Source organism: Actinomadura decatromicini (assembly GCF_008121305.1).
In the GTDB taxonomy this organism is placed as follows: domain Bacteria; phylum Actinomycetota; class Actinomycetes; order Streptosporangiales; family Streptosporangiaceae; genus Spirillospora; species Spirillospora syzygii.
This window is the reverse complement of sequence record NZ_VSRQ01000003.1, coordinates 659,212-685,206: the sequence shown is the minus strand read 5'-3', so window position 1 is coordinate 685,206 and position 25,995 is coordinate 659,212. Positions and strand designations below refer to the sequence as shown.

Annotated in this window: 26 protein-coding genes and 1 tRNA gene; 18 read left to right on the top strand and 9 right to left on the bottom strand. The window is 71.5% G+C overall.

What is annotated here, in order from left to right:
* The first annotated feature begins 34 nt into the window (after positions 1-34).
* The 8 genes from nagA to FXF68_RS16835 all read left to right on the top strand — a co-directional run bounded on the left by nagA (position 35) and on the right by FXF68_RS16835 (position 6,689).
* Complete coding sequence (nagA, locus tag FXF68_RS16870) at positions 35-1,177, top strand: N-acetylglucosamine-6-phosphate deacetylase (protein ID WP_148760162.1); 1,143 nt, start codon at positions 35-37, stop codon at positions 1,175-1,177.
* Positions 1,178-1,229: 52 nt separating this feature from the next.
* On the top strand, positions 1,230-1,850 hold the full coding sequence (locus FXF68_RS16865) for a GNAT family N-acetyltransferase (protein WP_148352086.1): 621 nt from the start codon (positions 1,230-1,232) through the stop codon (positions 1,848-1,850).
* A 215-nt stretch (positions 1,851-2,065) separates the two neighbouring features.
* Positions 2,066-2,653 (top strand): divisome protein SepX/GlpR, encoded by a 588-nt coding sequence (sepX, locus tag FXF68_RS16860; protein WP_148760160.1) that lies wholly within the window; start codon positions 2,066-2,068, stop codon positions 2,651-2,653.
* 47 nt (positions 2,654-2,700) lie between these two features.
* A tRNA-Ala gene (locus FXF68_RS16855) sits at positions 2,701-2,774 on the top strand.
* 406 nt (positions 2,775-3,180) lie between these two features.
* Positions 3,181-4,248: a serine hydrolase domain-containing protein gene (locus FXF68_RS16850; RefSeq protein WP_148760158.1), complete on the top strand. Its 1,068-nt coding sequence runs from the start codon at positions 3,181-3,183 to the stop codon at positions 4,246-4,248.
* A gap of 292 nt (positions 4,249-4,540) precedes the next feature.
* Positions 4,541-4,756: a hypothetical protein gene (locus tag FXF68_RS16845; protein WP_148760155.1), complete on the top strand. Its 216-nt coding sequence runs from the start codon at positions 4,541-4,543 to the stop codon at positions 4,754-4,756.
* Positions 4,757-4,773: 17 nt separating this feature from the next.
* Positions 4,774-5,667: an alpha/beta hydrolase gene (locus FXF68_RS16840; protein ID WP_148760153.1), complete on the top strand. Its 894-nt coding sequence runs from the start codon at positions 4,774-4,776 to the stop codon at positions 5,665-5,667.
* Positions 5,640-6,689, top strand: coding sequence for a sigma-70 family RNA polymerase sigma factor (locus FXF68_RS16835; protein WP_148760151.1), 1,050 nt, complete (start codon positions 5,640-5,642; stop codon positions 6,687-6,689). The genes FXF68_RS16840 and FXF68_RS16835 overlap by 28 nt, the downstream gene beginning before the upstream one ends.
* Before the next feature lie 18 nt (positions 6,690-6,707).
* Here FXF68_RS16835 and FXF68_RS16830 read toward each other — a convergent pair whose 3' ends face one another.
* Entirely contained in the window at positions 6,708-7,166 is a 459-nt protein-coding gene (locus FXF68_RS16830) for an Lrp/AsnC family transcriptional regulator (protein ID WP_187437961.1), read from the bottom strand.
* A 72-nt stretch (positions 7,167-7,238) separates the two neighbouring features.
* On the opposite strand from FXF68_RS16830, the gene FXF68_RS16825 reads away from it, so the two are divergent.
* Positions 7,239-8,114: a phytanoyl-CoA dioxygenase family protein gene (locus tag FXF68_RS16825; protein WP_148760147.1), complete on the top strand. Its 876-nt coding sequence runs from the start codon at positions 7,239-7,241 to the stop codon at positions 8,112-8,114.
* Between the two features lie 110 nt (positions 8,115-8,224).
* The gene (locus FXF68_RS16820) at positions 8,225-8,695 is read left to right on the top strand and encodes a YfbM family protein (RefSeq protein WP_148760145.1); all 471 of its coding nucleotides are present in this window, start codon (positions 8,225-8,227) and stop codon (positions 8,693-8,695) included.
* A gap of 95 nt (positions 8,696-8,790) precedes the next feature.
* Here the strand turns inward: FXF68_RS16820 and FXF68_RS16815 are convergent, their stop codons facing one another.
* A complete protein-coding gene (locus FXF68_RS16815; RefSeq protein WP_222869965.1) occupies positions 8,791-9,366 on the bottom strand; it encodes a TetR/AcrR family transcriptional regulator in 576 nt (191 codons plus the stop codon).
* Positions 9,367-9,491: 125 nt separating this feature from the next.
* On the opposite strand from FXF68_RS16815, the gene FXF68_RS16810 reads away from it, so the two are divergent.
* Complete coding sequence (locus FXF68_RS16810) at positions 9,492-9,899, top strand: nuclear transport factor 2 family protein (RefSeq protein WP_148760143.1); 408 nt, start codon at positions 9,492-9,494, stop codon at positions 9,897-9,899.
* A 244-nt stretch (positions 9,900-10,143) separates the two neighbouring features.
* Here the strand turns inward: FXF68_RS16810 and FXF68_RS16805 are convergent, their stop codons facing one another.
* The 3 genes from FXF68_RS16805 to FXF68_RS16795 form a co-directional block, all read right to left on the bottom strand.
* Positions 10,144-11,595: a SulP family inorganic anion transporter gene (locus FXF68_RS16805; protein WP_148760142.1), complete on the bottom strand. Its 1,452-nt coding sequence runs from the start codon at positions 11,593-11,595 to the stop codon at positions 10,144-10,146.
* A gap of 51 nt (positions 11,596-11,646) precedes the next feature.
* Positions 11,647-12,240 (bottom strand): carbonic anhydrase, encoded by a 594-nt coding sequence (locus FXF68_RS16800; RefSeq protein WP_148760140.1) that lies wholly within the window; start codon positions 12,238-12,240, stop codon positions 11,647-11,649.
* A 1,230-nt stretch (positions 12,241-13,470) separates the two neighbouring features.
* Positions 13,471-14,373 (bottom strand): DMT family transporter, encoded by a 903-nt coding sequence (locus FXF68_RS16795; protein ID WP_148760138.1) that lies wholly within the window; start codon positions 14,371-14,373, stop codon positions 13,471-13,473.
* A gap of 73 nt (positions 14,374-14,446) precedes the next feature.
* Between FXF68_RS16795 and FXF68_RS16790 the strand changes: the two genes are divergently transcribed.
* Entirely contained in the window at positions 14,447-15,040 is a 594-nt protein-coding gene (locus tag FXF68_RS16790; protein WP_187437960.1) for a CGNR zinc finger domain-containing protein, read from the top strand.
* A gap of 135 nt (positions 15,041-15,175) precedes the next feature.
* Positions 15,176-16,507, top strand: a complete 1,332-nt coding sequence (locus FXF68_RS16785; RefSeq protein WP_246178745.1) for a sensor histidine kinase — start codon at positions 15,176-15,178, stop codon at positions 16,505-16,507.
* 150 nt (positions 16,508-16,657) lie between these two features.
* Here the strand turns inward: FXF68_RS16785 and FXF68_RS16780 are convergent, their stop codons facing one another.
* Complete coding sequence (locus tag FXF68_RS16780; protein ID WP_222869964.1) at positions 16,658-17,767, bottom strand: WD40/YVTN/BNR-like repeat-containing protein; 1,110 nt, start codon at positions 17,765-17,767, stop codon at positions 16,658-16,660.
* 59 nt (positions 17,768-17,826) lie between these two features.
* The gene (locus FXF68_RS16775; protein WP_148760132.1) at positions 17,827-18,315 is read right to left on the bottom strand and encodes a winged helix-turn-helix transcriptional regulator; all 489 of its coding nucleotides are present in this window, start codon (positions 18,313-18,315) and stop codon (positions 17,827-17,829) included.
* 297 nt (positions 18,316-18,612) lie between these two features.
* Here FXF68_RS16775 and FXF68_RS42400 point away from each other — a divergent pair, with 297 nt between their 5' ends.
* The 3 genes from FXF68_RS42400 to FXF68_RS16760 all read left to right on the top strand — a co-directional run bounded on the left by FXF68_RS42400 (position 18,613) and on the right by FXF68_RS16760 (position 22,075).
* Positions 18,613-19,233, top strand: coding sequence for a hypothetical protein (locus FXF68_RS42400; protein WP_187437959.1), 621 nt, complete (start codon positions 18,613-18,615; stop codon positions 19,231-19,233).
* Between the two features lie 81 nt (positions 19,234-19,314).
* Entirely contained in the window at positions 19,315-20,619 is a 1,305-nt protein-coding gene (locus FXF68_RS16765) for an NAD(P)/FAD-dependent oxidoreductase (protein WP_148760130.1), read from the top strand.
* 109 nt (positions 20,620-20,728) lie between these two features.
* On the top strand, positions 20,729-22,075 hold the full coding sequence (locus FXF68_RS16760) for a cytochrome P450 (protein ID WP_148760128.1): 1,347 nt from the start codon (positions 20,729-20,731) through the stop codon (positions 22,073-22,075).
* Between the two features lie 9 nt (positions 22,076-22,084).
* Here the strand turns inward: FXF68_RS16760 and FXF68_RS16755 are convergent, their stop codons facing one another.
* Positions 22,085-23,080 (bottom strand): sigma-70 family RNA polymerase sigma factor, encoded by a 996-nt coding sequence (locus FXF68_RS16755; RefSeq protein ID WP_148760126.1) that lies wholly within the window; start codon positions 23,078-23,080, stop codon positions 22,085-22,087.
* 128 nt (positions 23,081-23,208) lie between these two features.
* Here FXF68_RS16755 and FXF68_RS16750 point away from each other — a divergent pair, with 128 nt between their 5' ends.
* Positions 23,209-24,063, top strand: coding sequence for an SAM-dependent methyltransferase (locus FXF68_RS16750; RefSeq protein WP_148760124.1), 855 nt, complete (start codon positions 23,209-23,211; stop codon positions 24,061-24,063).
* 142 nt (positions 24,064-24,205) lie between these two features.
* The gene (locus FXF68_RS16745; protein ID WP_148760122.1) at positions 24,206-24,790 is read left to right on the top strand and encodes a TIGR03086 family metal-binding protein; all 585 of its coding nucleotides are present in this window, start codon (positions 24,206-24,208) and stop codon (positions 24,788-24,790) included.
* Between the two features lie 10 nt (positions 24,791-24,800).
* Here FXF68_RS16745 and FXF68_RS16740 read toward each other — a convergent pair whose 3' ends face one another.
* Positions 24,801-25,835 carry an aldo/keto reductase gene (locus FXF68_RS16740; protein WP_148760120.1) on the bottom strand — a complete coding sequence of 345 codons (1,035 nt, stop codon included), beginning with the start codon at positions 25,833-25,835 and terminating at the stop codon, positions 24,801-24,803.
* Positions 25,836-25,995 lie beyond the last annotated feature (160 nt).

Below are 25,995 nucleotides of genomic sequence, written 5' to 3'. Positions count from 1 at the left end.
TGACCGATGGCCGCGCCGCTCTCCAGGACGTCCCGTGACCGTCCTCGCCGGTGCCCGGATCGTGCTCCCCGGCGGCGTCCACGACGGTGACCTGCACATCTCGGACGGCGTGATCGAAGAGCCCGGAACGGCGACGGCGACCGACGGCGAAGTGATCGACGTCGGCGGCCACTACCTGGTCCCCGGGTTCGTCGACATGCACGTCCATGGCGGGGCGGGCGCGTCCTACCAGCTCGGACGCCCCGACGAGGCCCGCCGCGCCGCCGGGTTCCACCTCTGCCACGGGACGACGACCACCATGGCGAGCCTCGTCACCGGCTCGCCCGAAGAGCTGGCCGCCGCGGTCGGCAGCCTCGCCGACCTCGCCGCGGACGGCCTCATCGCGGGCATCCACCTGGAGGGCCCGTACCTCGCCCGCGCCCGCTGCGGCGCCCACGACCCGGCGCTGCTGCGCCTGCCCGACCGCGCCGAGTTCGGCGAACTGGTCCGCCTCGGCCGCGGGCACGTCCGCATGATCACGATCGCGCCGGAGCTGCCGGGCGCGCTCGACCTCGTCCGGGACGCGGTGGACGCCGGAGTGATCGCCGCCGTCGGCCACACCGAAGCCACCGGCGAGACGTCCCGCGCCGCGTTCGACCTCGGCGCCCGGGTCGCGACGCACCTGTTCAACGCGATGCGCCCGCCGCACCACCGCGAGGGCGGACCGGCCGTCGCCGCGCTCACCGACCCCCGCGTCACCGTCGAGCTGATCAACGACGGGGTGCACGTCGAGCCCGCGGTCGCGCGGCTGGCGTTCGCGGCGGCGGGACCGTCCCGCGTGGCGCTCATCACCGACGCCATGGCCGCCGCCGGGATGGGCGACGGCGACTACCGGCTCGGCGTGATGGACGTCGAGGTCCGCGGCGGCCGCGCCACGCTCGTCGGCGGGACGTCCATCGCGGGCAGCACCATCACCATGGCCGACGCGTTCCGCGCCGCCGTCGTCGAGGCGGGGCTGTCCGTCCACGAGGCGGCCGAGTCCGCGTCGCTCACCCCGGCGCGGGCGCTGGGCCTCGACTCGCGGATCGGTTCGCTGGAGCCGGGCAAGGACGCCGACCTCGCCGTCCTGGACGACGACCTCCGGGTCGTTTGGGTCATGAAACGCGGCCGCCGCGTCGAGTGCCCGAATTCTCGGTGACAATCGATGGCGTCCGGACGTCCGACCAGGGAATCATGGAACCGTGGAACGATTGCGGGGATGGCCGGTCACCCTGGCCGAAGGTCCCGTGGGCCTGCGGCCGCTCCGGCACCGCGACGCCGCGGTCTGGCGGGAACTGCGCGTCCGGAACGCCGACTGGCTCCGCCCCTGGGAGCCCACCAACCCCGAGACGCCGCTGTTCCGCAGCGGACTCGGCCCGTACCTCAGCATGGTCCACACCATGCGGCGCGAGGCCCGGCAGGGGCTCGCCCTCCCCTGGGTCGTCACCTACGACGACCGGTTCGCCGGACAGCTCACCATCGGCGCCGTCGTGTGGGGCTCGGCCCGGTCCGCGCAGATCGGCTACTGGGTCGACAAGCAGGTCGCCGGACGCGGCGTCATTCCCACCGCCGTCGCGCTCGCCGTCGACCACTGTTTCTTCACCGTCGGACTCCACCGGCTTGAGGCGAATATCCGTCCGGAGAACACCGCGAGCCGCCGCGTCGTCGAAAAGCTCGGATTCCGGGAAGAGGGAATTCGGCGCCGCCATCTGCACATCGACGGAGCGTGGCGGGACCACATCTGCTACGCCCTCACCGTCGAGGACGTCCCCGGTGGCCTGCGCGCACGCTGGCTCGCCGAGCGTAAACAGGCATTTCCCCGGCGCACTTGAGTCGGCGCTGACTTTCCGTCCGTAAGAATCCTGCGACTGAGAAGCCACGGCAAACGGAGAGTAACGGCGAGCTCGATCTCGCGACACACCGCCCCTTATGCTCGTCAACCTCTGACAGGCCCTCGTACCGTGCGGGGCGTGACCCTGCTCCCATTGCACGCTCGCGCGCCGAAAGTCGGCCCGCCGATCGGGCGTGCCCTGGGGCGGTGGAGCCGATGAGCAGCGCGGTCCTTTACCTCGCCATCGTCGCCGTGTGGGCCGTCGTCCTCGTACCCATGTGGCTGCGCCGCGACACCGAGAACACGGGCATCACCCGGCTCCTCCACAAACGCGCCGACGAGGAAGAGGCGGAGGACGCCGACCCCGCGGCCGACCCCGCGGCCGGGCCCGCTCCGGAGACGGCCCCCGGAACGGTTTCGGAACCGCGCCCCCGCCGCCGGACGACCCGCGCCGCCGTCATCGCCCGGCGCCGCCGCCGCACGACCGGCCTCATGGCCCTGGTCGTCACGGCCGGGGCCGTCGTCGCGTCCGGCGTCGCCCCGTGGTGGATCATCGCGCCGCCGACCGTCCTGTTCGCCGGCCACCTGACCCTGCTCCGCGTCGCCGTGGGCATGGACACGGCCCGCCGCCAGGCCGCCCACGAGGCCCGCGCGGCGGCCGCCCTGGCCCGCGCGCGGGCCCGCGCCGCCCGCGCCGCCGCGGAGCCCGCCGAGACGCCGGAGGCCGCCGAGGTGATCGAACTCGTCGCCCCCGACGACGTCTTCGACCAGTACGCCGACGACCGCCGCGCCGTCGGCGAATAACCGGTGCGCGACCACCCCTCGATGTTTGCTAACCTTACGGAGTCCTCGGGGCTGTAGCGCAGTCCGGTAGCGCACCTCGTTCGCATCGAGGGGGTCAGGGGTTCAAATCCCCTCAGCTCCACCCAAGGTCAGGCCCGCTTTTCGGCCTAGCTCGCAATCCCACAGCCATCCCGCTGTGGGGCGCCCATGGGATCATCCTCGCCCTCGCCCCGTTCACCTCGACAGCGTGAGTCTTCAGCAGCTCGTCCAGGACGGCGACCGGCGGCCCCTCGGACCCATCCGATTTCCCTGGCCAACACCGGCTCGCAATGCGGGTAACGGACCCGTCATGAACCTCCGGCCGGTTGGACGCCGAGTTTCGGTGATGGCTCCGTGAGGGCCGGTCCCGGAGTGGGGGGCAGGGGGCGTTGTACGGCGACCAGCGCAATCGGCCGTATGGGCAAATCGCCTCCTCCTAGCGGTCTACGGGGGATCTGGGGGTCTTTCCCGATGCCGGGCGGGGGTGATCGTTCGGGAGGCTGGCCCGCATGACAGTGATGAGAGCCACCGCGCTGGCCGTCGTGATGGTCGCCGCCGTGCCCGCGACGGCCGTAGCGCAGACGCCCACGGCAAAGGACGCGCTCACCAAGGTGGTGACCGAGGCGAAGGCGCCCTCGGTCATCGCCCGGTGGGGCGTGGACGGCAGGTCTTACGAGTTCCGGTACGGGACCCGCGGCGCCGGTGGGCACGCGCCAGCCGTACAGGGTGTGTTCCGCATCGGCAGCGTCACCAAGACCTTCACGGCCACGGTGATCCTCCAGCTGGTCGGAGAAGGTCGGCTCTCACTGGCCGATGACGTGGAACGGCTGTTGCCGGGCGTCGTCCCGGGCGGTGCGTCGGGGATCACTGTGCGGCACCTGCTGCGGCACACCTCGGGGCTGCCGGAGTATCCCGACGAGTCGGCGTTCGATGACAGCGGGGCGCTGAAGGACCCGTTCCGCACCTGGACGCCGCACGCGCTCCTTGCCGCGATCAAGGGCCGGCCACGCGAGCCGCTCGGCGCCTTCCACTACGCGCAGACCAACTACGTGCTGCTCGGCATGATCATCGAGAAGGTCACGGGGATGCGCTACGCGACGGCGGTCAAGCAACGCATCCTGCGCCCCCTGAACCTGACCCATACCTATGTGCCGGGCACCGAGACCTTCTTGAAGGGAAGGCACAACCGGGGCTACGTCCTGGACGGCGGCCGGTACGTCGACGTCACCGCCCTGAACCCTTCGATCATGGACGCGGCCGGACGGATCGTCTCCGACACCCGCGATCTGGCGGCCTTCCAGCGCGGGCTGCCCCGGATACTGGCCCCCGCGCAGATAACCGAGATGCGCACCCCGACGCCCGGCGGCAGCTACGGCGCCGGAGTGGAGAACATCCCGCTGAAGTGCGCCACCTTCTACGGCCACGCGGGCGGCGTCCCCGGATACTTCACCCTGACCGCCGCCTCCAAGGATGGGCGACGCTGGTTCGCCGCCTCGGCGACCCTCAACGGGCCGCAAGCCGTCCAAGGACTCATCACCACGCTAGGCACCGCGCTCAACGCCGCATTGTGCCCGTGAGAGCCCAACCCGACCGCTGAGCGGATCGGCAAGGACGTCCTCACCGCCCGCTGAACAGCCAGACACCCCCCGGCCGTTCAGCGGGTGTTCGGCTTCCCGTACACCCGCCTCCAACGCAACCGCTGGCTCGTCCCGGTCTGGCAGCGGGGGCGAATCCGGGGACGCTCGGGCCGGGCGCGGGATGGTTTCTCAGAATCGAGCGATTTCTGAGCCTCTCGCGCGAGCGATTCCTTTCCGGCGGACGGCGGTCTACATGGGTGAAGGCACGTCCCGAGAACGGAAGAGGATCAGCATGACCGAGGAACGTCAGGTGCTCGCGGTGCTGGACGAGGTCTACGCCGCGTGGGCCGCCGACGACGCGGACGCCGCGCTGGTGTTCGGCAAGGGGGCCGTGGTTCCGTCCGGTGACGCCGAGCCGGGTCCCGCGAGCCGGTCGCTGGAGACCCGGGTGCTGTCTCGGTGGGACGGCGCCTGGCGCGTCGAGTCCTTTCACAGCTGTGCGGCCTGAACCGGGGGAGAGATTCGATGGCGAGCAAGCAGTCCGAAGCGGTCAGGCGGCACTGGGCGGCGGCACGGCTGGCGATGATCAGTCCGGACGCGGAGCAGCCCGACAATGAGTCTTGGGGCGATCTCACCGCTGAACCCCGTGGAGTGGACTACATCGAGGTCGAGGCGGGCGGCCTGCCCGCGATGTGGCTGGTGCCCAAACACGGCGTCCAGGACCGGGTGCTGCTGTGCCTGCACGGCGGCGGCTTCGTCGGCGGCTCGATCTACACGCACCGCAAGATGTTCGGCCATCTGGCCAAGGCGGCCGGAGTGCGTGCGCTGATCGTCGACTACCGCCTGGCCCCCGCCCACACCCATCCGGCGCAGGTGGACGACGTGACCGACGCCTACCGGTGGCTGCTCGACCAGGGAATCGACCCCGCCCACATCGCCTTCACCGGCGATTCCGCCGGCGGCTGGCTGTCGATCACCGCTCAGCTCCGGGCGCGGGAGCGAGGCCTGCCGCTGCCCGCCGCCGCGATGCCGTTCTCACCCTGGACGGACATGGAGGCCGCCGGGGCGTCCTACCAGACCAATCAGGATAAGGACCCGTTTTTCTACGCCGAGACCGTGCGGATGCTCGCGGCCACGTTCCTCGGCGAGGGCGGTGATCCCCGTGACCCGCTGGCGAGCCCGCTGCACGCCGATCTGGCCGGGCTCGGACCGGTGTACATCCAGGTGGGAGGAGACGAGTCGCTGCTGGACGACGCCCGCATGCTCGACGAGCACGCCCGCAAGGCCGGCGTCGACGTCCGGCTGGACGTCTTTCCCGGTATGCAGCACACCTTCCAGATGGCCGCGGGCAGGGCGCCGGAGGCCGACGACGCGATCGGCAGGATGGCCGGATGGGTAGGTCCCCGACTCGGGTTGTGACCGGCCCAGAGCCGAGAAGGGAAGAGGAGGGGCGGGTGCCCGACGAGCACGAGTTCGCCCGCAGTACCGAGCCGTTCCGGCGCGAGCTGCTGGCGCACTGCTACCGGATGCTCGGATCGCTCGACGAAGCCGAAGACCTCGTCCAGGAGACCTACCTGCGGGCCTGGCGCTCCTACGGCACCTTCGAGGGACGGTCATCGCTGCGGGTCTGGCTGTACCGCATCGCCACCAACGCCTGCCTGACCGCGCTGCGCAACCGCGGCAGGCGGGCGTTGCCGTCCGGCCTCGGGGCTCCGGCCGACGACCCCGACGCCCTCCCTGAACACGGGGCGGACCCGGACGTGGCGTGGCTGCAGCCGATCCCGGACGCGCTGGTCACCCCGCAGGAGGACGACCCCGCCGCGATCGTCGCCGCGCGCGAGCACCTGCGGCTCGCGCTCATCGCCGCGCTGCAGTACCTGCCGCCCCGGCAGCGTGCCGTGCTGCTCCTGCGTGAAGTGCTGGGCTTCCCCGCCGCCCAGGTCGCGGCCATGCTCGACACCACGATCCCGGCGGTCAAAAGCGCGCTGCAACGGGCCCGCGCCCGTCTGGACGAAGCCGCTCCCGAACGCGAGCGACTCACCGACCCCACCGCGCCGCACGCCCGCGCACTGCTGGAGCAGTACATCGTCGGCTTCCAGAACGCCGACACCCAAGCCCTGGAACGAGCTCTGCGCACCGACGCCGCCATCGAGATGGCCGGCAGCCGCACCTGGTTCCGCGGCATCGCGACCTGCCTCCGCTACCTCGCCCGGGTGAGCGGATCGCCCGGCGACTGGCGGATGACCCCCACCTTCGCCAACGGCCAGCCCGCCGCGGCGGCCTACCTCCGCGACACCGACGGAACCCACCGCGCATTCGGCGTCGGCGTCCTCACCACAAGCCCTCAGGGCATCACCCGCATCACCGTCTTCGGAGGCGGCCCCGCCCTCCTCGCCAAATTCGGCCTCCCACCCACCTGGAAACCCCCTCTGACCAGATGACCCGCGCTGCGCCCTGGGTCAGGGTGGGGCTGTGATCGGGCGGCGCCGGTACTCGTAGACCAGATGCGTCGTGATCGACTGCACCGATTTCGCCGAGGTGACCTTGCGCCAGGCGAAGGTGCGGAGATGTTCGGCCGACGGTACGGCGACGCGCAGCAGGACGTCGATCTCACCGGACACGACGGTCGCGTCGATCACGCAGGGATCGTCCATCACCGTCCTCAGGAAGCGCTCGACGACGTCCTCGCTCTGGGGACGCAGCCGGACGGCGATCATGGCCTGCATCGGCCGGCCGAGCGCGGCCGGGTCGATCTCCGCGGTGAACCGCTTGATCACACCGCCGCGGACCAGGCGCCGGAGGCGTTCGTGCGTCGTCGACTCGGCGGCGCCGAGCCGCTTGGCCAACTCGCGGTTGGTCAACCGAGAGTTCTCCTGAACAGCGACCAGGATCTCCAGGTCGGCCCGTGACAGTTCCATAAATGACCCGCAGTTTCCGAGAGAGTTCCAGATCATCATAGATACCGGCGAAGGGGCTGTAGCTTTCGCCGCATGCATCCGATCACCTCCTGGGACGAGCCCGGAACCGCGCGCGAACGCTTTCACCGCGACGGATTCGTCGTCATGGAAGCCGCCTTCACGCCCGACCAGTGCCGGTGGGCGCGCGACCGCCTCGCCGGGCTCTTCCAGGGCCGTTTCCCGACCGGGATCTATCCGGACGAGTGGTACTGGCGTGAAGGACTGAGCCGTCCCGACGCGACGCGGCACATGGCCAATGCCTGGAAGTCCGACCACCTCATCGCGTCGATCGTCCAGGCGTCCTGGGTCGGCGACTGGATCGCCTACCTCAACGGATGGCCCGGGACGCGCCTCGGCCAGGACACGGTCTGGATCAAACCTCCGTCGGCGCGGCCGTCGGGCCTGCACCAGGACAACTCCTTCGTCGGCTTCCTGGCGCCGGCGGCGATGAGCACCTGCTGGATGACGTTCGACGACACCCACGCCGACGCGGCGACGATCGAGTACGTCCCCGGATCACACCACTGGCCGACCGCCCCGCTACCGGCCGACTTCCACGACCCGGGCGACCACCGCGCCCGGATGCGGGCGTCCGCCGCCGCCGCGGGAGTCGCGGAGCCGGCCGTGGTCCAACTCGAAGTCCCGGCAGGCACGATCGTCTTTCACGACGGCAACGTCTGGCACGGCGCGGCCGGTTCTCACCGACCGGTGGAAGCGTGGCGCCACACCTTGGCGGCGCATCTCCTGCCCGCCGACGCGCGCTTCACCACCGCGCCGGGCGGCTACATCTACCGCCGCTACCAACTACCCGGCGACGACACGCTTCACGACGCCTTCTTCCCGCCCTATCCGCAACCGGACCCTCGACCAGGCCGCCCTCACCTCCTCACTCTCACAACACAATCCTGAATGAATACCGCTGATTCTCGATCGTGCCGCGCCTGATCACCCCGGCCGCCCGCCTACGTTCGCGGCGCTGCGATGGGTGGTGTCGGACTGGGCGCGTACGATCGCTGGCCATGCTGGGAGTGCATTTCGCCATCACCGACGAGCAGGAGCGGGCCCTGCTGGCCGGAGATGAGGACGCGGTGGCAGAACTTCTCGAAGACCTCGAGGAGAACTGGCGGGACGATGACCTCAAGGTCGATACCGACAAGGCGTGGGAGGCCATCCATCGGTGCCTGGGCGACGGCACGCTCGACTATGAGGGTTATCCGCTTTCGCATGCCGTGCTCGGTGGCCGTCATCTGCACACGGAAATCTACGTGGTGTATGTGTCCGTAGCCGAGGTGCGTGACGTCGCCGAAGCCCTCCGGCCTCTGGGAAGGGATTGGTTGCGGCGGCAATGCGATGCCCTGGGTCCCGGCGGCTATGACGGGCCGCACGACCACACGGCCTTTGAGTACATCTGGACGAATTTCGCAGACGTCCAGAACTTCTATCAGCGAGCGGCCAAGGCCCTCCGCGCGGTCATTTTCACCGCCACCTGAAGGGGTGGAAGCGTCCCCCGGCGGTTCCACTTCCGGATAAACGGTCGATGGGAGCATTCATAGGGCGGTTGTGTTCTTGAATGCCGTCTGGTGGTTCAGTCGGGGGCAGCGGGTCCGCTGAGGCCGTGGTGGAGGATGTCGAGTAGGCGGTGCACCTGGTCGACATCGGTCTCTGAGACGGCGACCGCGTTTGCGAGCGTCAGTACCTCGGTCACGGTGAGGTCTGTGCGTATGGCGCCCGCCTCCTGGGCTTTGGAGAGCAGCTTCTCCGCGGTCGAGGTCAACGAGGTGTGCCAGCGGGCGAACAACTCCGTGCGCCGTTCGCTGCCGCTGTCGGTACCGGCGAAGGCCAGCGTCCGCCTGGTCGCCACGTGGACGGCGAAGGCGCGCAGCCAGGTGAGGAACGCCTCACCGGGGGCCTGGTCACGCAGCAGGGCGGCGCCTCGGTCGCAAAGCGCGGCGATCTCGTCGGCGTAGACCGCCGTGAGCAGGTCATCGCGGGTGGGGTAGTGCCGGTAGAGGGTCGCGTTGCCGACGCCCGCCCGCCGGGCCACCTCGTCCAGGGCGACGTCCGGACCGCGCTCGTCGAAGAGCGCCCTGGCCGCCGCTATCAGCAGCCGGGCGTTCCGGTCGGCGTCCGCGCGGCGCGCCCGTTTGGCAGGGGGCGGCATCTCTGATCTCCCTGGGTTGCTAAACGGGGATGTCCCCGCTTAGCTTAGCCGAGACGATGACCGGGGAGCTCCCCGGTTCGTTCCGGGCGAGGTCGAGTGCCTGCCGGGCCGTCTCAGGAGGAGCGATGACCTTCACCGCCGACGACCGCGTCGCGGTCACCGAGCTGATCTCCATGCACGGCCACCTCTGCGACAGCGGGGAGCTGGATCGGCTGGACGAAGTGTTCACCCCCGACGTCGTCTACGACGTCTCGGATTTCGGGCAGGAGCCCTTGCTCGGCGTCGCGGCCTGCGCCGCCGCGGGACGTGCGCTGGGCGAGCTCAACCCGGTCGGCCATCACGTCACCAACGTCGTCCTCACCGAGATCGCCCACGACCGGGTGCACGCGCGGTCCAAGGGGATCGGTGTCAACGCCGACGGCACCACCGGGAGCGTGACGTACGAGGACGCCGTCCTGCGCGCCCCGCGAGGCTGGCGGATCAGCCACCGCAAGGTCCGCGCGCACCGCACGCCCCTGGGCGGACGAGGCTGAACCGCGTCATCTCGTGCCGCCTTCACCGCATCGCATCAGCGACCGAAATCATCTGGACGGCGTTCAAGGGCAACGCCTCCACACGAAGAGGTACTGCGCGCTGCTGTTGGTGGCCTTGACTTCCAGGTGAATTGGGATGGGCCGGGTCCGCTGGTCGCTCCGCCCGAAGGGCTGCCGCGCCCGAGGGCTGGGCGCGGCAGCGCTGCCGGTCGTGCCGGGGGCCTTCCCCCGGCGGCACGGGGGGTCAGGTAAGCGAGGGTGACATCCGTACCTGCTCAGTGCTTTCGGCGTTGTGCTGTTCGGTCCAAGTGGTCAGGGCGGTGCGGCAGGTGTGGTCGAGGTGGTGCAGCCCGGTCAGGTCCAGCTCGATGGGACGGTTCTTGGGCAGTGCTTCCAGGTCGTCCAGGATTTTGGGCAGTCGCAGGAAAGTGGCGTTGCCCGACAGGTGAGCGTGGACGGGGCCGGAGCCCTCGTCCACCACCTCCAGCTTGATGTGCGAGGTCTGCCAGGCGGCCTTGACCACGGACAGGAGGACGCCGATGAGGACACCCTCGAACATGCTGATGGCGACGATGGCCACGGCGGTTGCCGCGAGGATGACGGCCTCCCCGCGGTGGGCGCGCCACAGGACGGGGAACTGCTCGACGGGCAGGAGCTTGACCCCGGCGTAGACCAGGACACCGGCGAGCGCGGCGAGCGGGATGAGCGCGAGGACCGCCGGCAGCAGGGCGGCGAACAGCAGCAGCCACACGCCGTGCAGAACCCGGGACGCCTTGGTCCTCGCGCCGGCCTGGACGTTGGTGGCGCTGCGGACGATGACCGCGGTCATCGGCAGCGCGCCGAGGGTCCCGCAGACGATGTTGCCCGCGCCCTGGGCGATCAGCTCCCGGTCGTAGTCGGTACGCGGGCCGTCGTGCATGCGGTCCACCGCCGCCGCGCTGAACAGCGACTCGGCGGAGGCGATGAGGGTGAAGGCCAGGACGGTGCCGATCACGCCGGGGCCGAGCGTCGCGAGCACGTCGGTTCCGGGCGGCTGGATGGAGTCGATCAGGCCGCGGACCTCGACCGTCTTCACGTCGAGGCCCAGCAGCCAGGTGACGGCGGTGGCCGAGGACACCGCCACCAGCGCGCCGGGCGCGACGCGCGCCCTGGCGGGCAGGCGCTGCCACAGCGGCATCAACGCCATGGTGCCCGCGCCGATGGCGAAGGAGGGCCACAGCGTGGCGGAGGCGGCCAGGTCACCGGCGAGCCCGGGCAGACCGGCGATCTTTCCGATGCCCGATGCGGGGGCGGCGACGCCGGCCATGGCGTACAGCTGCCCGGCGATGATGACCAGGCCGATGCCGGCGAGCATCCCCTCGACCACGGCGGTCGAGATGCCGCGGAACCAGCTCCCGCATCTCAGCGCTCCGAGCAGCACTTGCAGCAGGCCCGCCGCCAGCACGATCGCGCCGAGGGCGGGCAGGCCGTAGGTCTTGACGGCTTCGTAGACGAGGACGGTCAGGCCCGCGGCGGGCCCGCTGACCTGGAGGCTGCTGCCGGGCAGCAGGCCGGTGACCAGGCCGCCGACGATGCCGGTGACCAGGCCGAGTTCGGCCGGGACTCCGGAGGCGACGGCCACGCCCACGCACAGGGGAAGGGCGACGAGGAAGACGACGAGGGATGCGGCGATGTCATGCCGCGGGATGGCGTTCATGAGGTCCTTGGCAGGTGGCGGGGGGACGGGTTTCGGCGGGGCGGGAGCGGTTCACAGCGGCAGGAAGGCGTCGTCGCCGGGCCGGTGCTCGCACACCAGCCCGGTGTGGACCTCGTAGAACCAGCCGTGCAGCCGCAGCCGCCCCTCGGTCAGGCGGCGGGCGACGCCCGGATAGCCGCGCAGCCGCCGAAGCTGCACCAGGACGTGACGCTGCACGGGACCGGCGAGATCCGCGGCGGGCTGCCCGCCGTCGCCGTCCCGCGGGAACGGGGAGGCCGCGTGGGCCAGCCAGTTCTGGACGGCGGGGACGGCCGTCAGGTCCTCCCCGCGCGCCAGGGCGCCCACCGCTCCGCAGTGGGAGTGGCCGCACACCACGATGTCCGCGACCCCGAGCACTTCGACCGCGTACTCGATCGTGGCCGCCTCGCCGGACGGCCGCTGAAGGCGGTACGGGGGAACGATGTTGCCCGCGGTGCGCATCTCGAACAGCTCACCCGGCTTGGCTCCGGTGATCAGTGAGGGGACGACACGTGAGTCGGAGCAGGTGATGAACAGGGCCTCGGGCGACTGGCCGGCGGCCAGCCGGTCCAGCGCGCCGGCGGCCCGGCGGTGGTAGGAGCGGGCGTGGTCGATGAGGGAGCGCATGTCAGGTGCCTCCTGCGCGCCGACGGGGCGCGTCGATGGGGTGAATTCGGGACGGACCCGGCGGGAGCGTGCGGGCGGCGGGCGGCCGCCCGGGCGCGAGTGGGCGAAGGACGCCTCACCGCCCGAGGGGGTCCGATCGACAAGGTCGGGAAGATGGCGCGGGCCCGTGCCTCACAGCCCGGCCGCCCTGGACGGGGAGCCGGTGCGGCTCGCCCGGAGTGCGTGGGTGACGATCACTCCCAGCGTCCGGGCACGCCCTGGCGCGCCCGCGAACCAGCGGCATGCCAGGAGCGGATACGGCCTCACGAGGGCGAGGAACGGGGACGGTCTGTCAGCAGCGGAGGACCTGCAGCGTGGCAGGTGACGGCGGCTTTCCGACCGGCTCGCACGGCATCCGCGGGCAAAGCGCGCAAGCGCACGGTGCTACCGGCGGACGCAACGTCCCGAGACCTCGGGGCACCGACAGGTTCACCGACGAACCACGCCCAAGCGCCCGTCCCAAGTGTCCGGGCGCCTCTTCAAGCCGGGAGGGGGCGTCGCACATCTGCGCCTCGGAGACGACCGCTCCCAGAAGCGGGTGCGAGTCGGAAGCGGCGGCGGTGTGGGAGAAGAACAACACCGCCACGACAGCGGCCAGCAGTGCCGCGACGGCATGTACCGGACGCCTGCTCCCCGCCACGCCCACCCTCCCTTCCGGCCCCTGCTCCGCGGTAGCGCGATGATCTCTGAGTGCCGCCATTCATTTCGACGATCGACCCGCGGCAAGAGTGCCAAGCTGAGTATAAAAGGCGCGTAATGAGTGGACCGCGAACACGAACGTGCTGATGGGAACAGTCCAACGCCTCACGATCAGTGCAACGCCCGATCAAGGCAGGTGAACGCCCTGGTCAGGCCCGTACCGGGCACAGCGAGCCGACCAGGATCGATCTTGCCTATACCGGCCGTTCCCTTGGCTCGCGGTCGCTGAACTCCCGGGATTCGGGCGAACTTGAAAGTTTCTCGGCATAAACTGCGAGGTCTTCGCCGCCGCTGAGGGTGAATGAATTTCGGGTTCGCCGGGCGATGGGCAATAAAACCAGTTCTGCCCCAATTGTCGTTGGGGTCGCGGGTCTGCTCGTCCGGCATCAACGGCTTCTAGGCGGTCGGCGAAGTTTGAAGTATCATAGATAGTCTCAAATAAGACTATATCGCGTGATCCTTGTTGTGCGTGTTCGTCCGAAAGTGCTGCGGTCAGTGCTCGTGGTTGACGGTGACCCCTACGAGTACTGCGAGGAGGACGACGCAGCCGCCGACCGTTCCATGCTTCGAAGGGACTTCGCCGAGGACGGCCCACGTCCAGATCGGGGTCATCGGGGCGTCCAGTACGTCGATCAGGGCGGCGTCTCTGGACGGGACCCGGCCCGACCCGAGGATCAGGAACACCCGGCCGAGTCCCAAGGTCACGGCCCCGAAGAGCGCGGAGATCGCGAAGTCGTGCGGGTCGAAGCGGTAGCCGCTGACGAACGGGGCCGCCACGGCGCTGCTCAGCAGGCAGGCCATTCCGGAGGCGATCAGCATCGGGGTGTCCCGGTGCGCGCGCGTGATCATGATGATGGCCGCCACGCAGACGGTCATGAGCAGGGCGAGTGCCATGCCCAGCGCGTCGCCCGTGCTGAGCCCGTCGCCGGTCATGATGGCGACGCCCACGATGACTCCCACTCCGCACGCCCAGAAGACCGGCGCCGCCCGCCGTCTGAGGAACGCCAGCTGGAACAGGCCGATGAACAGCGGGATCATCGCGTAGATGACGGAGACATTGACGACCGTGCCCACTCGATAGGCGGCGACGAGGCTCGTCATCCCGAGAGTGAAAAGGCCGGCCACGCACAAGGACGGCCAGCGGAAGTTGGCCCGGTCGAGGACGCGCCGGCGAGTGAAGAGACGGGCGACGAGCCAGATCGCGAGGGTGCCGAACAGCCCTCTGATGAAGAGGAGGTCGGCCAAGGGGAGCGAGACCGCCCGAGTGAACAGGCCGATCGTGCTGAACGACACCGCCGAGCCGAGCATCAGCAGGACTCCGGACAGCCGCTCGGCCGCCTGCGGCTCGAGCACTGCCCGCCGCCCCGGACCGGCGCGCTCCGCCTCCTGGCTCATGAGCGTCCCCTCATCCCGCTCTCGGTGGGTAACCGTATATATGGTTATCGAGAGGGTAACCTATCATGTGGTTATGTCCATGGAGACGGTCGGAGATCGCGATTGGGTCTGGTACGGGGGACGGCTGAGCACCGACTTCGTGAACACCCGCCGGTACCGGTTCGCGGGCGGACGCGAACTGCTGAAAGCGCCGGACGATCTGGCGGCATGGCTGACGGCCGCGAAGCTGACCTCCGCGGACGTCCGGGTCGCGAGCGAGGACTTCGACGCCGCGCTGGAGCTTCGCGAAGCCGTCGATGCGGGCATCCGGGCCACGGTCGCCGATGAACCCGTCCCCGAAGATGCCGTGGACGTCCTGAACCGCTGGCTGGACCGGCCCACTGGCCCGGCGCGACCTCACCTCGTCCTGCACTCCGGGGTCCCCGCCCTGGAGCAGCGGTTCGACCCGCGGGACGCCGCCACCGCACTGTGCCGCGTCGCCGTCGACGCCGCCGAGCTCCTCGGCACCGACGCCCGCCGCACCCTGCGCATCTGCCCCGGCGCGGACTGCAGCGGACGCTTCGTCGACAAGTCGCCGGGCGGGCGGCGGCGCTGGTGCTCCATGGCGGGTTGCGGCAACCGCGCCAAGGCCGCACAGCACCGCCAAGCGGTCAGAACCAACCGCTGATCAGTCTTCTGGTCCCGAACTGGAGAAGGGACGCGGACGGGAGTATTGCAACTACAATCAGTGATGGATCGTTCGCGGCGTGTCAGGGGGCGGGGGTTGGGGGAGGGCGGGCGGCGATCGGGCACGCGGTATTCGGTGCGGGCGCGCGCGACCCTGGTGACCGTCCTCGTCTCGGCGATCGTGCTCGGGCTCGCGCTCTCCCTGACCGGACGGGTCACGCGCGACTGGTTCAGGAACCGGAGCCAGAACCAGGTCGAGCGGACCGTCCAGGAGTTGATCTTCGACATCGACCGGGGGCGGCGGAGCGATCCCGTCCCGGTCGGCAGGGGCCAGGCTGACCTGATCCAGATCCAGACCATGAACGGCCGGGTCATCGCGGCCAGCCCGAAGCTGCGGGGACGTCCCGCGCTGGTGGTGCCGGACGACACCGAGCTGATCAACACCAAGGTGTGCCCGGACTACCTCGACCGGTGCGTGTGGGCGTACGGGATCCGGATGAGGATGTCGGCGTACGGGCGGAACGTGATGGTGCTGGCCGCCTCGCCGCTGCCGGTGCTGACGACCGCGTGGGCGCTGTCCCTGCTGCTGTCGCTGCTCCTCGTGGCGCTTCTGACGTTGATCGGCTGGTGGACGTGGCGGGCCATCGGGCTGGCGCTGGAACCGGTGTCCCGCGTCCAGGAGGAGATGTCGGAGATCGGGGCGAGCAACCTGAGCCGCCGCGTCCCCGTCCCGCACACCGGCGGGCATTTCCGGCGGCTCGCGAACACCGTCAACGACACGCTCGCGCGGCTGGAGGAGGCGGCCTCCCGCGAGCGCCGGTTCACGTCCGACGCCTCGCACGACCTGCGCAATCCGATCGCCGGACTGCGGACACGGCTGGAGGGCGCGCTCGACGACCCAGACGACCACGGGTTGCGGCCGGCGGTGCGCGCGGCCCTGACCGACGTCGAGCGGCTCGGTGACATCGTCGACGACCTGCTGGAACTCGCCCGACTGGACTCCCTCGCGCCGGTGCCCGTCGAGACCCTCGACCTGGCCCGGTTGACGCGCCGGGAGATCGAGCGCCGCGTCCCCGGAACACCGATCACGACCCGGCTGGAACCGGACGTGCACGTCCGGGCCAGCCCGGTGCGGCTGAGCCGGGTCCTGAACAACCTGCTGAACAACGCCGAACGCCACGCCCGGTCGGCCATCGAGGTGCTCGTCGCGCGGGACGGCGGGCAAGCGCGCCTGGAGGTCCTCGACGACGGTTCGGGCGTTCCCGAAGACGAGCGGGAGCGGGTCTTCGAGCGCTTCTCCCGGCTCCCCGAGTCGCGCGGCAGAGATCCGCACGGCACCGGCCTCGGCCTCCCCATCGCCCGCGAGATCGCCGAGGTCTACGGCGGTTCCCTGACCATCCAGGACAGCGGATCCGGCGCCCGCTTCGTCCTGACCCTCCCCCTCGCCCAAGACCCGCCCGCGCCTTAGGCGCTCAGGCGGAGGAGGGTGCCGGAGGTGAGGGTTGCGGATAGGAGTGCGGCAGGTGAAGCCCGATGTGGTGCGGGACGGCGACGTCCCGCCGTTCTCCGAGGCCGCCCGCGCGGCGGTCGCCTGACGGCGCGCGGGCGGCGGGCGCCGCTATCCGGTGACGGAGACGGTGAGGCGGGCGGCGCGGCCCTTCTCGCCCGCCGCCCAGCAGGCGCCGTCCGGGGCGCAGTCGACGGTGTCGAAGCTGCCCACGTCGAACCGCGTCCAGGACCGGCCGCCGGTCAGCGTGAGGTCGCTGCCGGTCGGGCCCACGGCCAGCGCGACCGGGCCGCTGAACCGCGGCCACACGACGCCGGACCGGTACTCGGCGGGCGGACGGTCCGCCGCGCGCCAGGTGCGGCCGCCGTCGCTGGTCGTCGCGGCGGCGGTCGGGGACGGCGCGCCCGGCCGGTAGTCGCCGCCCACCGCGATCCCGTGCCGGGAGTCGCGGAACGCCACCCCGAACACGCCCTGCGACGGGCTGCTCGGCAGCGGCGTGTCGGCGACGGTCCAGGTGCGGCCGCGGTCGCGGGAGTGGAACACGCGGGAGCGGGCGCCGCCGCCGGTGGCGAGCCACACGTCCTGCCTGCCGAGGCTCACCAGACACTGCCCGCTGGCGGCGAACCCGGCCTCGCCCTCCAGCGCGGGCGGCATGCCCTTCGGCGGGAGGACGCGCCAGGAGCGCCCGCCGTCGCTGGTCGAGATGATCCGGAACTTGCCGTCCACCGGGTCGCTCATGGCGAGGCCGTGCCGGGAGTCGAAGAAGGTCACGCAGTCGTAGAACGCCTTCGGCTCGTCGTTCTTGAAGCCGAGCGTCCACGTCCGGCCGCCGTTCGACGTGCTGTAGACGCGGGACGCCTCGCCCTCGCCGATCGCGAGCACCACGGCCCGGTTCGCGTCGAACGCCTCGACGTCGCGGAACTCCAGGCCCGCCGCGTCGGGCGGGGCGACGTTCCGCCAGGTGCCGCCGCCGTCGGTCGTCCGCAGGACGGTCCCGCCGCTGCCCGCCAGCCAGGCCGTCGTGCGGCCGACGGCGGCGAGGCCGCGGAACCGGGCGGCCGACCCGGTCGGGGTGAGCCGCCAGGACGGGCCGCCGATGACGGGCTGCGGCCTCGCGCCCCCCTGCGCGTGCGCCGTCCCGGGCGTCAGCAGGGACGCGCCCACCACCGCGCACACTCCGGCGAACGACAACTTCCGGGCGAACGCCCGCATCGGCTTCATACCGCGCAAGCTAACGAAAGATGATCAAGCCGTCCAGACCCGGATGAGGCGGATGACCGTCAGTTGACGGCCGCGCGGTAGGCGGCTTCGAGCCGCTCGGCGACCGGCGGGGCCGCCGGGTCCGGACGCGGGACGCCGAGGTGCGTCTCGCGCAGCTCGTCCATGAAGTCGGACCACATCGCGGGCCCGCCGTGTTCGAGCAGCTCGGCCCGGACGCGCAGGCCCTCGGTCGTCGGACGGTGCCGCACCCCCCACGCGCCGAGGTGCACGAAGACGGGCACGAGCTGGACGGCCGCCTCGGTCAGGCTGTAGGTGGCGCGCTGCCCGGGCCCGGCGTCGTCGCGGGTGAGCAGGCCGTCGTGGACCAGCCGCTTCAGCCGGTCGGCCAGGATGTTGGACGCGATGCCCTCCTCCGAGCCCGCCTGCAGCTCGCGGAAGTGGCGGCGGCCCGCGAACATGATGTCGCGCAGCACGAGCAGGCTCCACCGGTCGCCGAAGATCTCGACCGTCGCGTTGATCGGGCAGCCCGACCGCGGTCCGTCCCTCATCTCGCCTCTCCGTCTGCTTGCAAACCCGAAGCGGTAATTCCAGCCTACAAGAGCGGACCGGCGATCGTACCGGAGCGGGCGCCCGGCACCCGCACCGGCCTGGCCCGATGCGGGACGCGCGGACGCCGAATGCCATTCTTTGTCACTCGCCGAGTTCTCCTCGTGACGCCTCGGCCGGTAATTGGAGCGGTTCAGAAATGCGGGGTTGTCCGGGCCTCCCGGTTAATGTTCGATGGGATTCGCGAAAGCCGAAGCGTGACAATTGATTGAACATTGAATCAGCAGAGGAGACCGATCGTGGACGAGCCGCCGCGCCCCGCCGGGACCCCCGAGACCGCCGCCGCCCGGCCGGGCCCGGCGCCCCGGCTCGACGTCGGCAGGCCCGTCCCGGTCCGGCTCGGCGGCGACCTCACCGCCCGCGTGGACGCGGCCCGGCTGGACGGCGAGTCGCGCGCCGCCGCGATCCGGCGGCTGCTCGGGGAGCGGCTCGGCGGACCGGCGCTGACCCGCGCGTCCGCGCGCCGGGCGCTGCTCGGCATCGGCGCGGGGCTGGCCGGTGGCGAGCCGGTCACCGGGGCGCCCGCCCACCACCGCGCTCTCGCGACCCTGCTGGACGACGGCGGCCCCGCGCTCGCCATGCGCCCGACCGTGGACGGCGTCGCCGAGACGGTCGAGAACGGCGTCGAGCACCTCGTCGGCCTGCTCGCCGAGGACGACGCCGACCGGGACCGCATGCGCCAGATCATCTGGCGCGACCTGGCCGAACGCGCCGCCAAATGGGCCGGGTCCGACGCGGAATGGGCCGGGCCCGACGCGGAATCCGAGGAAGCCGACGCGGAATCCGAGACGTCCGCCGCAGAGGCGTCCGCCTTGGGATCAGAGGCGCCCGGCGCGGGATCTGAGGAGCCCGCCGACTAGCGGGGCCGCGGTTTTCCGGGACGTCCTCCGGGTATCCGGGTCACCGTCCGGGAGGGACGGCCCGCCGGGGAGGGGGACGGCGTGAGACGGCCGAGGATCGTGATCGTCGGGGCGGGGTTCGCCGGGTTCCACGCCGCCCGCACGCTGGCGCGGCTCGCCCGCGGCCGGGCGGACCTGGTGGTGCTGAACCCGACCGACTACTTCCTCTACATGCCGCTGCTGCCCGAGGTCGCCGGGGGCCTGCTCGACCCGCGCCGGGTCGCGGTGTCGCTGACCGGCGCGCTGCCGGGGGTGCGGCTCGTCCTCGGCGAGGCGGACGGCATCGACGTGGACGCCCGCACCGTCCGCTACTCCGACCCGGAGGACGGGCGCGGCGAACTCCGCTACGACCGGCTCGTGCTCGCCGCCGGGAGCGTCAACAAGCTGCTGCCGATCCCCGGCGTGGCCGAGAACGCGCACGGGTTCCGGGGCATCCCCGAGGCGCTCTACCTGCGCGACCACGTGATCAGGCAGACCGAGCTGGCCGACGCCGCCGACGATCCCGCCGAGCGGGCGGCGCGCCGGACGTTCGTCGTGGTCGGCGCCGGTTACACGGGCGTGGAGGTGACGGCGCACGGCGTCCTGCTCACCGCGGCGCTGTGCCGCCGCCATCCCCGGCTGCGCGACGACCCGCCGCGCTGGATGCTGCTGGACGTCGCCCGGCGCGTCCTCCCCGAACTGGACGAGCGCCTGTCCCGCACGGCCGACCGCGTGCTGCGGCGGCGCGGCGTCGACGTCCGCATGGGCACGTCGGTCGAGACGGCGACGCGGGACGGGGTGCGGCTGACCGACGGCCGCGACGTGCCGACCCGGTCGCTGATCTGGTGCGTCGGCGTCCGTCCCGACCCGCTGGTGGAGTCGCTCGGCCTGGAGACCGCGCGGGGCCGCCTGGTCGTGGACGAGTACCTCAACGTCCCCGGCCACCCGGAGATCTTCGCGTGCGGCGACGCCGCCGCCGTCCCGGACCCGAACCGGCCGGGCGAGGCGACGCCGATGACGGCGCAGCACGCCGTCCGGCAGGGCAGGCAGGCGGCCCGCAACGTCGCGGCCACGTACGGGACGGGCGTGCTGCGCCCCTACCGGCACCACGAGCTCGGGTTCGCCGTCGACCTCGGCGGCGCGCAGGCCGCCGCGAACCCGCTCGGCGTCGCGCTGTCCGGCCCGGCCGCGAAGGTCGCGACGCGCGGCTACCACCTGCTGTCGCTGCCGGGGAACCGCGTCCGGACGGCCGCCGACTGGGCGCTGAACGCGGTGCTGCCGCGGCAGCTCGTCCAGCTCGGGCTGGTGCGGTCGCCGACCGTCCCGCTGGAGACGGCCGCCCCGGAGATCCCGCTGATTCCGCACTGAACGGCGTCCGGCGCCTCGAATTCCGGGGACGGCGGACTGGTTTCCCTGCGGCCGGACGTGGATCATGTGAGAATCACGCGAATTGAAGTCCCGACGCGGGAGAGCGCACATGCGAGGCGACGGCACGACCCCGGCGCGGATCCCCGGACCGCCCGTAGCGGACGACGGAGCCACCGCCATTGTCGCGGCGGGCGGGCTGCACAACTACCAGCTCATGCTGCACGCCGAATACGGGCCCGTGGTGCGTTTCCCGCTGCCCGGCGCCGACCTCGCGGTATCGGTCGCGGACCCGGTGCTGCTGGAGGCCACGGCGGGAATCGACAAACGGCCGGAGAAGCTGTTCGAGTTCCTCGCGCCGCTCCAGGAGTCGGGAAACCTGCAGACCATTCCGGCCGACGAGCACGGACCGTGGCGGCGCGTGATGCTGTCGGTGCTGGCGGGGCGTCCGTCGCACGAGGCGCATTTCGCGCGCTTCACCGCGCTGACCGCCGAACTGGCCGACCGGTGGGCGGAGCGCGCGGCGCACGGCCCGGTGAAACTGCAAAAGGACCTCAGCGAACTGTCGCTCCGCATGATCTGCGAATACGCGCTCGGCAGCGGCCTGGACTCGGACGAGTCCGCCGGACGGGTCGTGACGGCGTTCGAGGACGTCCTCACCGAGCACCTCGCCCGGCTCTACCACGTGGACGCCCCCGGCACCGGCGAGGGCGGCGCGAGCAGGGCGGACGACGCGCTCGCCTACCTGCGCGCGACCGTCGACCGGGTGCTCGCCGCGCACCGGGCCAACCCCGCCGAGGCCGACCGCAGCGACATGATCGCGGCGCTGGTGGCGGCGGGCGAGTCCCCGGCGCGCATCCGCGACTCGGTCCTCATGACGATGCTGGCCGCACACCACACCACCGGCGTCGCCATTTCCTGGACGCTCTACCTCCTGTCCCGGCACCCGGACGAAGCCGAACGCGTCGCCGCCGAAACGGACCGGGTGCTGGGCGACCGGGACGTCCCCGAATACGGCGACCTCAAGAAGCTGACCTATCTCGACTCGGTCCTCAGGGAGTCGATGCGCCTCTACCCGCCCGGCCCCTACGGCGCGCGCGAGGCCACCGAGGACCTGATCATCGGGGAATACGCCGTCCCGGCGGGCACGACCATTTTCTACCCGTTCTGGGCCGTCCACATGAACCCCGAGTACTGGCCCGAGCCGCATAGGTTCGACCCCGGACGGTTCACGCCCGAGGCGTCCGCGGGACGCCCCCGTTTCGCCTACATCCCGTTCGGGCTCGGGCCGCGCAGTTGCGAAGGCTCCGTGCTCGCTATGGTCGAGGCGCAGCTCGTCCTCGCCATTCTGCTGAAAAGGTTCCGCTTCCGGCCGACGGCCGGGCAGAACGTCACGCCCATCGAGCGTTTCGTCCTGTGGGCGGCCGAGGACATCCGAATGGACCTGACCCCGCGCTGAAACCGGGGGTCAGCTCACCCAGGTGAGCAGCGCCTCCCCGTGCCGGGGGTCGCGGAGCTGCGCGAGCGCCTGCTGCTCGAGCTGGCGGACCCGCTCCCGCGTCAGCCCGATGTGGTCCGCGATGTCCTGGAGCGTGTGCGGGCGGCCGTCGTTCAGCCCGTACCGGAGCGTGAGGATCACCGCCTCGCGCGGCGGCAGCCGGTCGACCATCGCCCGCACCTCCGCCGCGAGCTGCTGGAACTCGACCAGGTCGGGCCCGGCGGCGGCCGGGTCCGCGATCAGGTCGCCGACCCGGGTGTCGTCGTCCCGGCCGATGACGGTGTCCAGGCTGACGACGTCCCGCGCCACCCGGCGCAGCGAGACGATCTTCTCGACGGTCTCGCCCGCCTCGGCCGCGACCCGCTCGTCCGTCGGCTCGGTGCCCGCGTGCTCCAGCGCCCGCTCGATCCGGGTCAGCTTGGACAGGTCCTCGACGACGTGCGCGGGCAGCCGCACCGTCCGGGCCTTCTCGGCGAGGCCGCGCCCGATCGCCTGCCGGATCCACCACATCGCGTAGGTGGAGAACTTGTAGCCCCGCGCGTAGTCGAACTTCTCCACCGCGTGGATCAGCCCGAGGTTGCCCTCCTGGATGAGGTCGAGGAACGACATCCCCCGGTTGGGGAACTTGCGCGCGGTCGACACGACCAGCCGCAGGTTGGCGCGGATCATGTGGTCCTTGGCGCGCTCCCCGTCGGCGGCGACCGCCTCCAGCTCCGCGCGGTCCGCGCGGTCCGCGGCGGCGCCGACGATCTCGTCGCCACTCTCCGTGTCCAGCAGGTGCCGCGCGTAGACGCCCGCCTCTATCCGCTTGGAGAGCTCGACCTCCTCGGCGGCGGTCAGCAGCTCCGTCCGGCCGATCTGGGTGAGGTACTGGCCCACCAGGTCCGGTTCGTCGTCCGGCCCGTACGGCTCGCTCCTGCCACGACTTTCGGCCCTGCTCCGGCCCTCGGTTCCGCTCCGAACCATTGGCCTTCCCCCTTCGGCCTGTGCGTCCGGCAGGTCACTCCTACCCGCAAGAAATCGGGACAATCCCGGCTGACCGCCCGGGGCGCGCTAACGTAGGGTGATCTTTCCCCCCGAGACGGGAGCGACTGGTGGACGCCGACCGTGAGCCGCAGCCGGTGGAGATCCGAGACGACGTGCCCGCTTCCGCCCGGGTGTACGGATGGGCCCTCGGCAGCAAGGACAACTACCAGGTCGACCGCGACTTCGCGATGCAGACCGCGCCCGTCTTCCCCGAGTCGATCGACATCACCCGGCAGAACCGGCTGTTCCTGTACCGGGCCGTCCGGTACCTGGCGGAGGAGGCCGGGATCCGGCAGTTCCTCGACATGGGCTGCGGGCTGCCGACCGACAACAACGTCCACCAGGTCGCGCAGCGCTTCGCGCCGGACGCGCGGGTCGTCTACGTCGACATCGACCCGATCGTCCTCGTGCACGCCAGGGCGCTGCTCGCGGGCGACGGCTCCACCGTCGTGATCACCGCCGACTTCCGCGACCAGGAGAAGCTCCTCGACCACCCCGACGTGCGGCGGCTGATCGACTTCGACGAGCCGCTCGCGGTGCTGTTCCTGTCCGTCGGGCACCACCTCCTCGACGCCGACGACCCGCACCGCATCCTGCACACCGTGATGGACCGTGCCGTCCCCGGCAGCCACCTCGCCTTCTCCCAGATCGTCATCTCCGACACGGAACGGGCCGCCGAGCTGGACCAGCGCATGAACACGGCGGGCATCCCGTGGCAGAACCGCAGCCGCGAGGAGGTCGACGCCCTGCTCCTGGACGGTCTCGAACCCGTCGAGCCGGGCCTCGTCAACCTGCTGCACTGGCGGCCCGACCCCGACCAGCCGCCGCTGCCGCCCGTCCCGGAGGAGCTGGCGGCGTTCGAGGGCGCGTCGAAGATGGGACGCGACATGTGCGAGTACGGCGGCGTCCTCCGCAAGCCCTGACCTCGGCGGTCACCCGGGGGCGGCGCCGGACGCCGCCCCCGCCGGATGTTGGACGATCTCCACCGCCGCACGTCCGGCGATTACTTTTCACCGTCCCGGCGGTCCAATCTGGTGAGGCCCGGCACCACGATTGGAGCGCCCCATGCACGAGCGGACGAGTGCGACCCGGCCCGCCCCCAGGGACGGCGGCCCGCTCGAACGGGCGATCGGCTTCGCGCTGACCTCCGTCCAGGGGGTCACGCCCGGCATGATGGCGCGCCCCACCCCGTGCGAACTGTGGGACCTCGAAGCGCTCCTGCTGCACCTGCGCGACTCCCTCGCCGCGCTGCACGAGGGAATGAGCACCGGCCAGGTCGCGATGGAGCCGGACCCGAGCGTCCTGCTGGACGACGATCCGGTGTCGGCGGTGCGGGTGCGGGCGGTGCGGCTGCTGCGGGCGTCCGGTGCGCCCGAGCGGGTGGACGTCGGCGACCGGCACGTCGCGGGCGAGCTGATGGAGGCGGCGGGCGCGATCGAGGTGGCGGTGCACGGCTGGGACATCGAGCAGGCGTCCGGGCGCCGCAAGCCGATCCCGGAGCCGCTGGCCGGCGAGCTGCTCCGGGTCTGCCCGATCGTCGTCCCGGAGGAGGTGCGGCGGCCGCTGTTCGCCGACCCCGTCGAGCCGGCCCCGGGCGCCTCGCCCGGGGACCGGCTGGTCGCCTTCCTCGGCCGCCGCCCCCTGAACTGAAAGGGGCCGCTCAGCGGCGGCGGTTCTCCGGCCTGAGGGACGGGTTCCCGGTCAGGTGGTTGATGCTCGGCATGTCCGTGCCGGGCGGGACGACCTCGTCGATCGCGTCCAGCGTCGCGGCGTCGAGCCGGACGTCGGCGGCGCCGAGCAGCTCGTCGAGCTGCCCGAGCGTCTTCGGCCCGATGATCGTGGACGTGATCGCCGGGTGCTCGCCGACCCACGCGAGCGCGAGATGGGTGAGCGACAGGCCCGCGTCGTCGGCGATCTTCGTGAGCCGCTCGACGGCGTCGTACCGGACGGGCACCGACGGGTCGTTCTCGATGCCGCGCGGGGACGCGCCCATGATCCCGTCCGAGCCGAACCGGGCGCCCGCCGGAGTCGGCTCGCCGCGCCGGTACTTGCCGGTCAGCCAGCCGCCCGCGAGCGGGCTCCACGGCATCACGCCCATGCCGTGCCGCTGGGCCGCCGGCAGCATGTCCACCTCGACCGACCGCGCGAAGATCGAGTACTGCGGCTGTTCGCAGACGAACCGCGCCGTCCCGCGGCGGTCGGCCGACCACTGCGCCTCGACGATCCAGTCGGCGGGGAAGGACGAGGAGCCGAGGTAGAGCACCTTCCCCTGCCGGACGAGGTCGTCCAGCGCGCCGAGGGTCTCGTCGATGTCGGTGTCCCAGTCGTAGCGGTGCATCTGGTACAGGTCGATGTGGTCGGTGCCGAGCCGCCGGAGGCTGTCCTCGACGGCGCGGAAGATCCACCGGCGCGACCCGCCCCGCATGTTGCGGTCGTCGCCCATCGGGTTGAAGAACTTCGTGGCGAGGACGACGTCGTCCCGCCGCCCCTTGAGCGCGCGGCCGAGGATCTCCTCGCTGTCCCCGCGCGAGTACATGTCGGCGGTGTCGATGAAGTTGATCCCGGCGTCGAGCGCGCGGTAGAGCATGCGCTCGCACTCGCCCTGGTCGGATTCGGCGATCGAGCCGAACATCATCGCGCCGAAGCACTGGGTGCTGACCTCGACACCGGTACGGCCGAGCTTGCGGTACTGCATGCGGACAACCCTCTCGGTTGGCGGACGTCCAGGACGTTACGCGCTGGAGTGCGCTCAAGGTCAAGCCCGCCGCATCGCCCGGTGTCCGGCATGGCACCGGAAAATCTCCCTATTGTTCGCGCGCGCCCGGCCCGGGAGGTGTTTCGCGAGGTGCGCCCAG

Bases quoted from the DNA above. Each gene is read 5' to 3' on its own strand.
- sepX (WP_148760160.1), top strand. From the start codon at position 2,066: ATGAGCAGCGCGGTCCTTTACCTCGCCATCGTCGCCGTGTGGGCCGTC.
- FXF68_RS16835 (WP_148760151.1), top strand. From the start codon at position 5,640: ATGGGTAGGTCCCCGACTCGGGTTGTGACCGGCCCAGAGCCGAGAAGG.
- FXF68_RS16805 (WP_148760142.1), bottom strand. From the start codon at position 11,595: ATGAACGCCATCCCGCGGCATGACATCGCCGCATCCCTCGTCGTCTTC.
- FXF68_RS16740 (WP_148760120.1), bottom strand. From the start codon at position 25,835: ATGCAGTACCGCAAGCTCGGCCGTACCGGTGTCGAGGTCAGCACCCAG.
- FXF68_RS16760 (WP_148760128.1), top strand. From the start codon at position 20,729: ATGCGAGGCGACGGCACGACCCCGGCGCGGATCCCCGGACCGCCCGTA.
- FXF68_RS16825 (WP_148760147.1), top strand. From the start codon at position 7,239: ATGCATCCGATCACCTCCTGGGACGAGCCCGGAACCGCGCGCGAACGC.
- FXF68_RS16775 (WP_148760132.1), bottom strand. From the start codon at position 18,315: ATGAGGGACGGACCGCGGTCGGGCTGCCCGATCAACGCGACGGTCGAG.
- FXF68_RS16800 (WP_148760140.1), bottom strand. From the start codon at position 12,240: ATGCGCTCCCTCATCGACCACGCCCGCTCCTACCACCGCCGGGCCGCC.
- FXF68_RS16790 (WP_187437960.1), top strand. From the start codon at position 14,447: ATGTCCATGGAGACGGTCGGAGATCGCGATTGGGTCTGGTACGGGGGA.
- FXF68_RS16850 (WP_148760158.1), top strand. From the start codon at position 3,181: ATGACAGTGATGAGAGCCACCGCGCTGGCCGTCGTGATGGTCGCCGCC.
- FXF68_RS16745 (WP_148760122.1), top strand. From the start codon at position 24,206: ATGCACGAGCGGACGAGTGCGACCCGGCCCGCCCCCAGGGACGGCGGC.
- FXF68_RS16810 (WP_148760143.1), top strand. From the start codon at position 9,492: ATGACCTTCACCGCCGACGACCGCGTCGCGGTCACCGAGCTGATCTCC.
- FXF68_RS16845 (WP_148760155.1), top strand. From the start codon at position 4,541: ATGACCGAGGAACGTCAGGTGCTCGCGGTGCTGGACGAGGTCTACGCC.
- FXF68_RS16840 (WP_148760153.1), top strand. From the start codon at position 4,774: ATGGCGAGCAAGCAGTCCGAAGCGGTCAGGCGGCACTGGGCGGCGGCA.
- FXF68_RS16780 (WP_222869964.1), bottom strand. From the start codon at position 17,767: ATGAAGCCGATGCGGGCGTTCGCCCGGAAGTTGTCGTTCGCCGGAGTG.
- FXF68_RS16795 (WP_148760138.1), bottom strand. From the start codon at position 14,373: ATGAGCCAGGAGGCGGAGCGCGCCGGTCCGGGGCGGCGGGCAGTGCTC.
- FXF68_RS16755 (WP_148760126.1), bottom strand. From the start codon at position 23,080: ATGGTTCGGAGCGGAACCGAGGGCCGGAGCAGGGCCGAAAGTCGTGGC.
- FXF68_RS16820 (WP_148760145.1), top strand. From the start codon at position 8,225: ATGCTGGGAGTGCATTTCGCCATCACCGACGAGCAGGAGCGGGCCCTG.
- FXF68_RS16815 (WP_222869965.1), bottom strand. From the start codon at position 9,366: ATGCCGCCCCCTGCCAAACGGGCGCGCCGCGCGGACGCCGACCGGAAC.
- FXF68_RS16830 (WP_187437961.1), bottom strand. From the start codon at position 7,166: ATGGAACTGTCACGGGCCGACCTGGAGATCCTGGTCGCTGTTCAGGAG.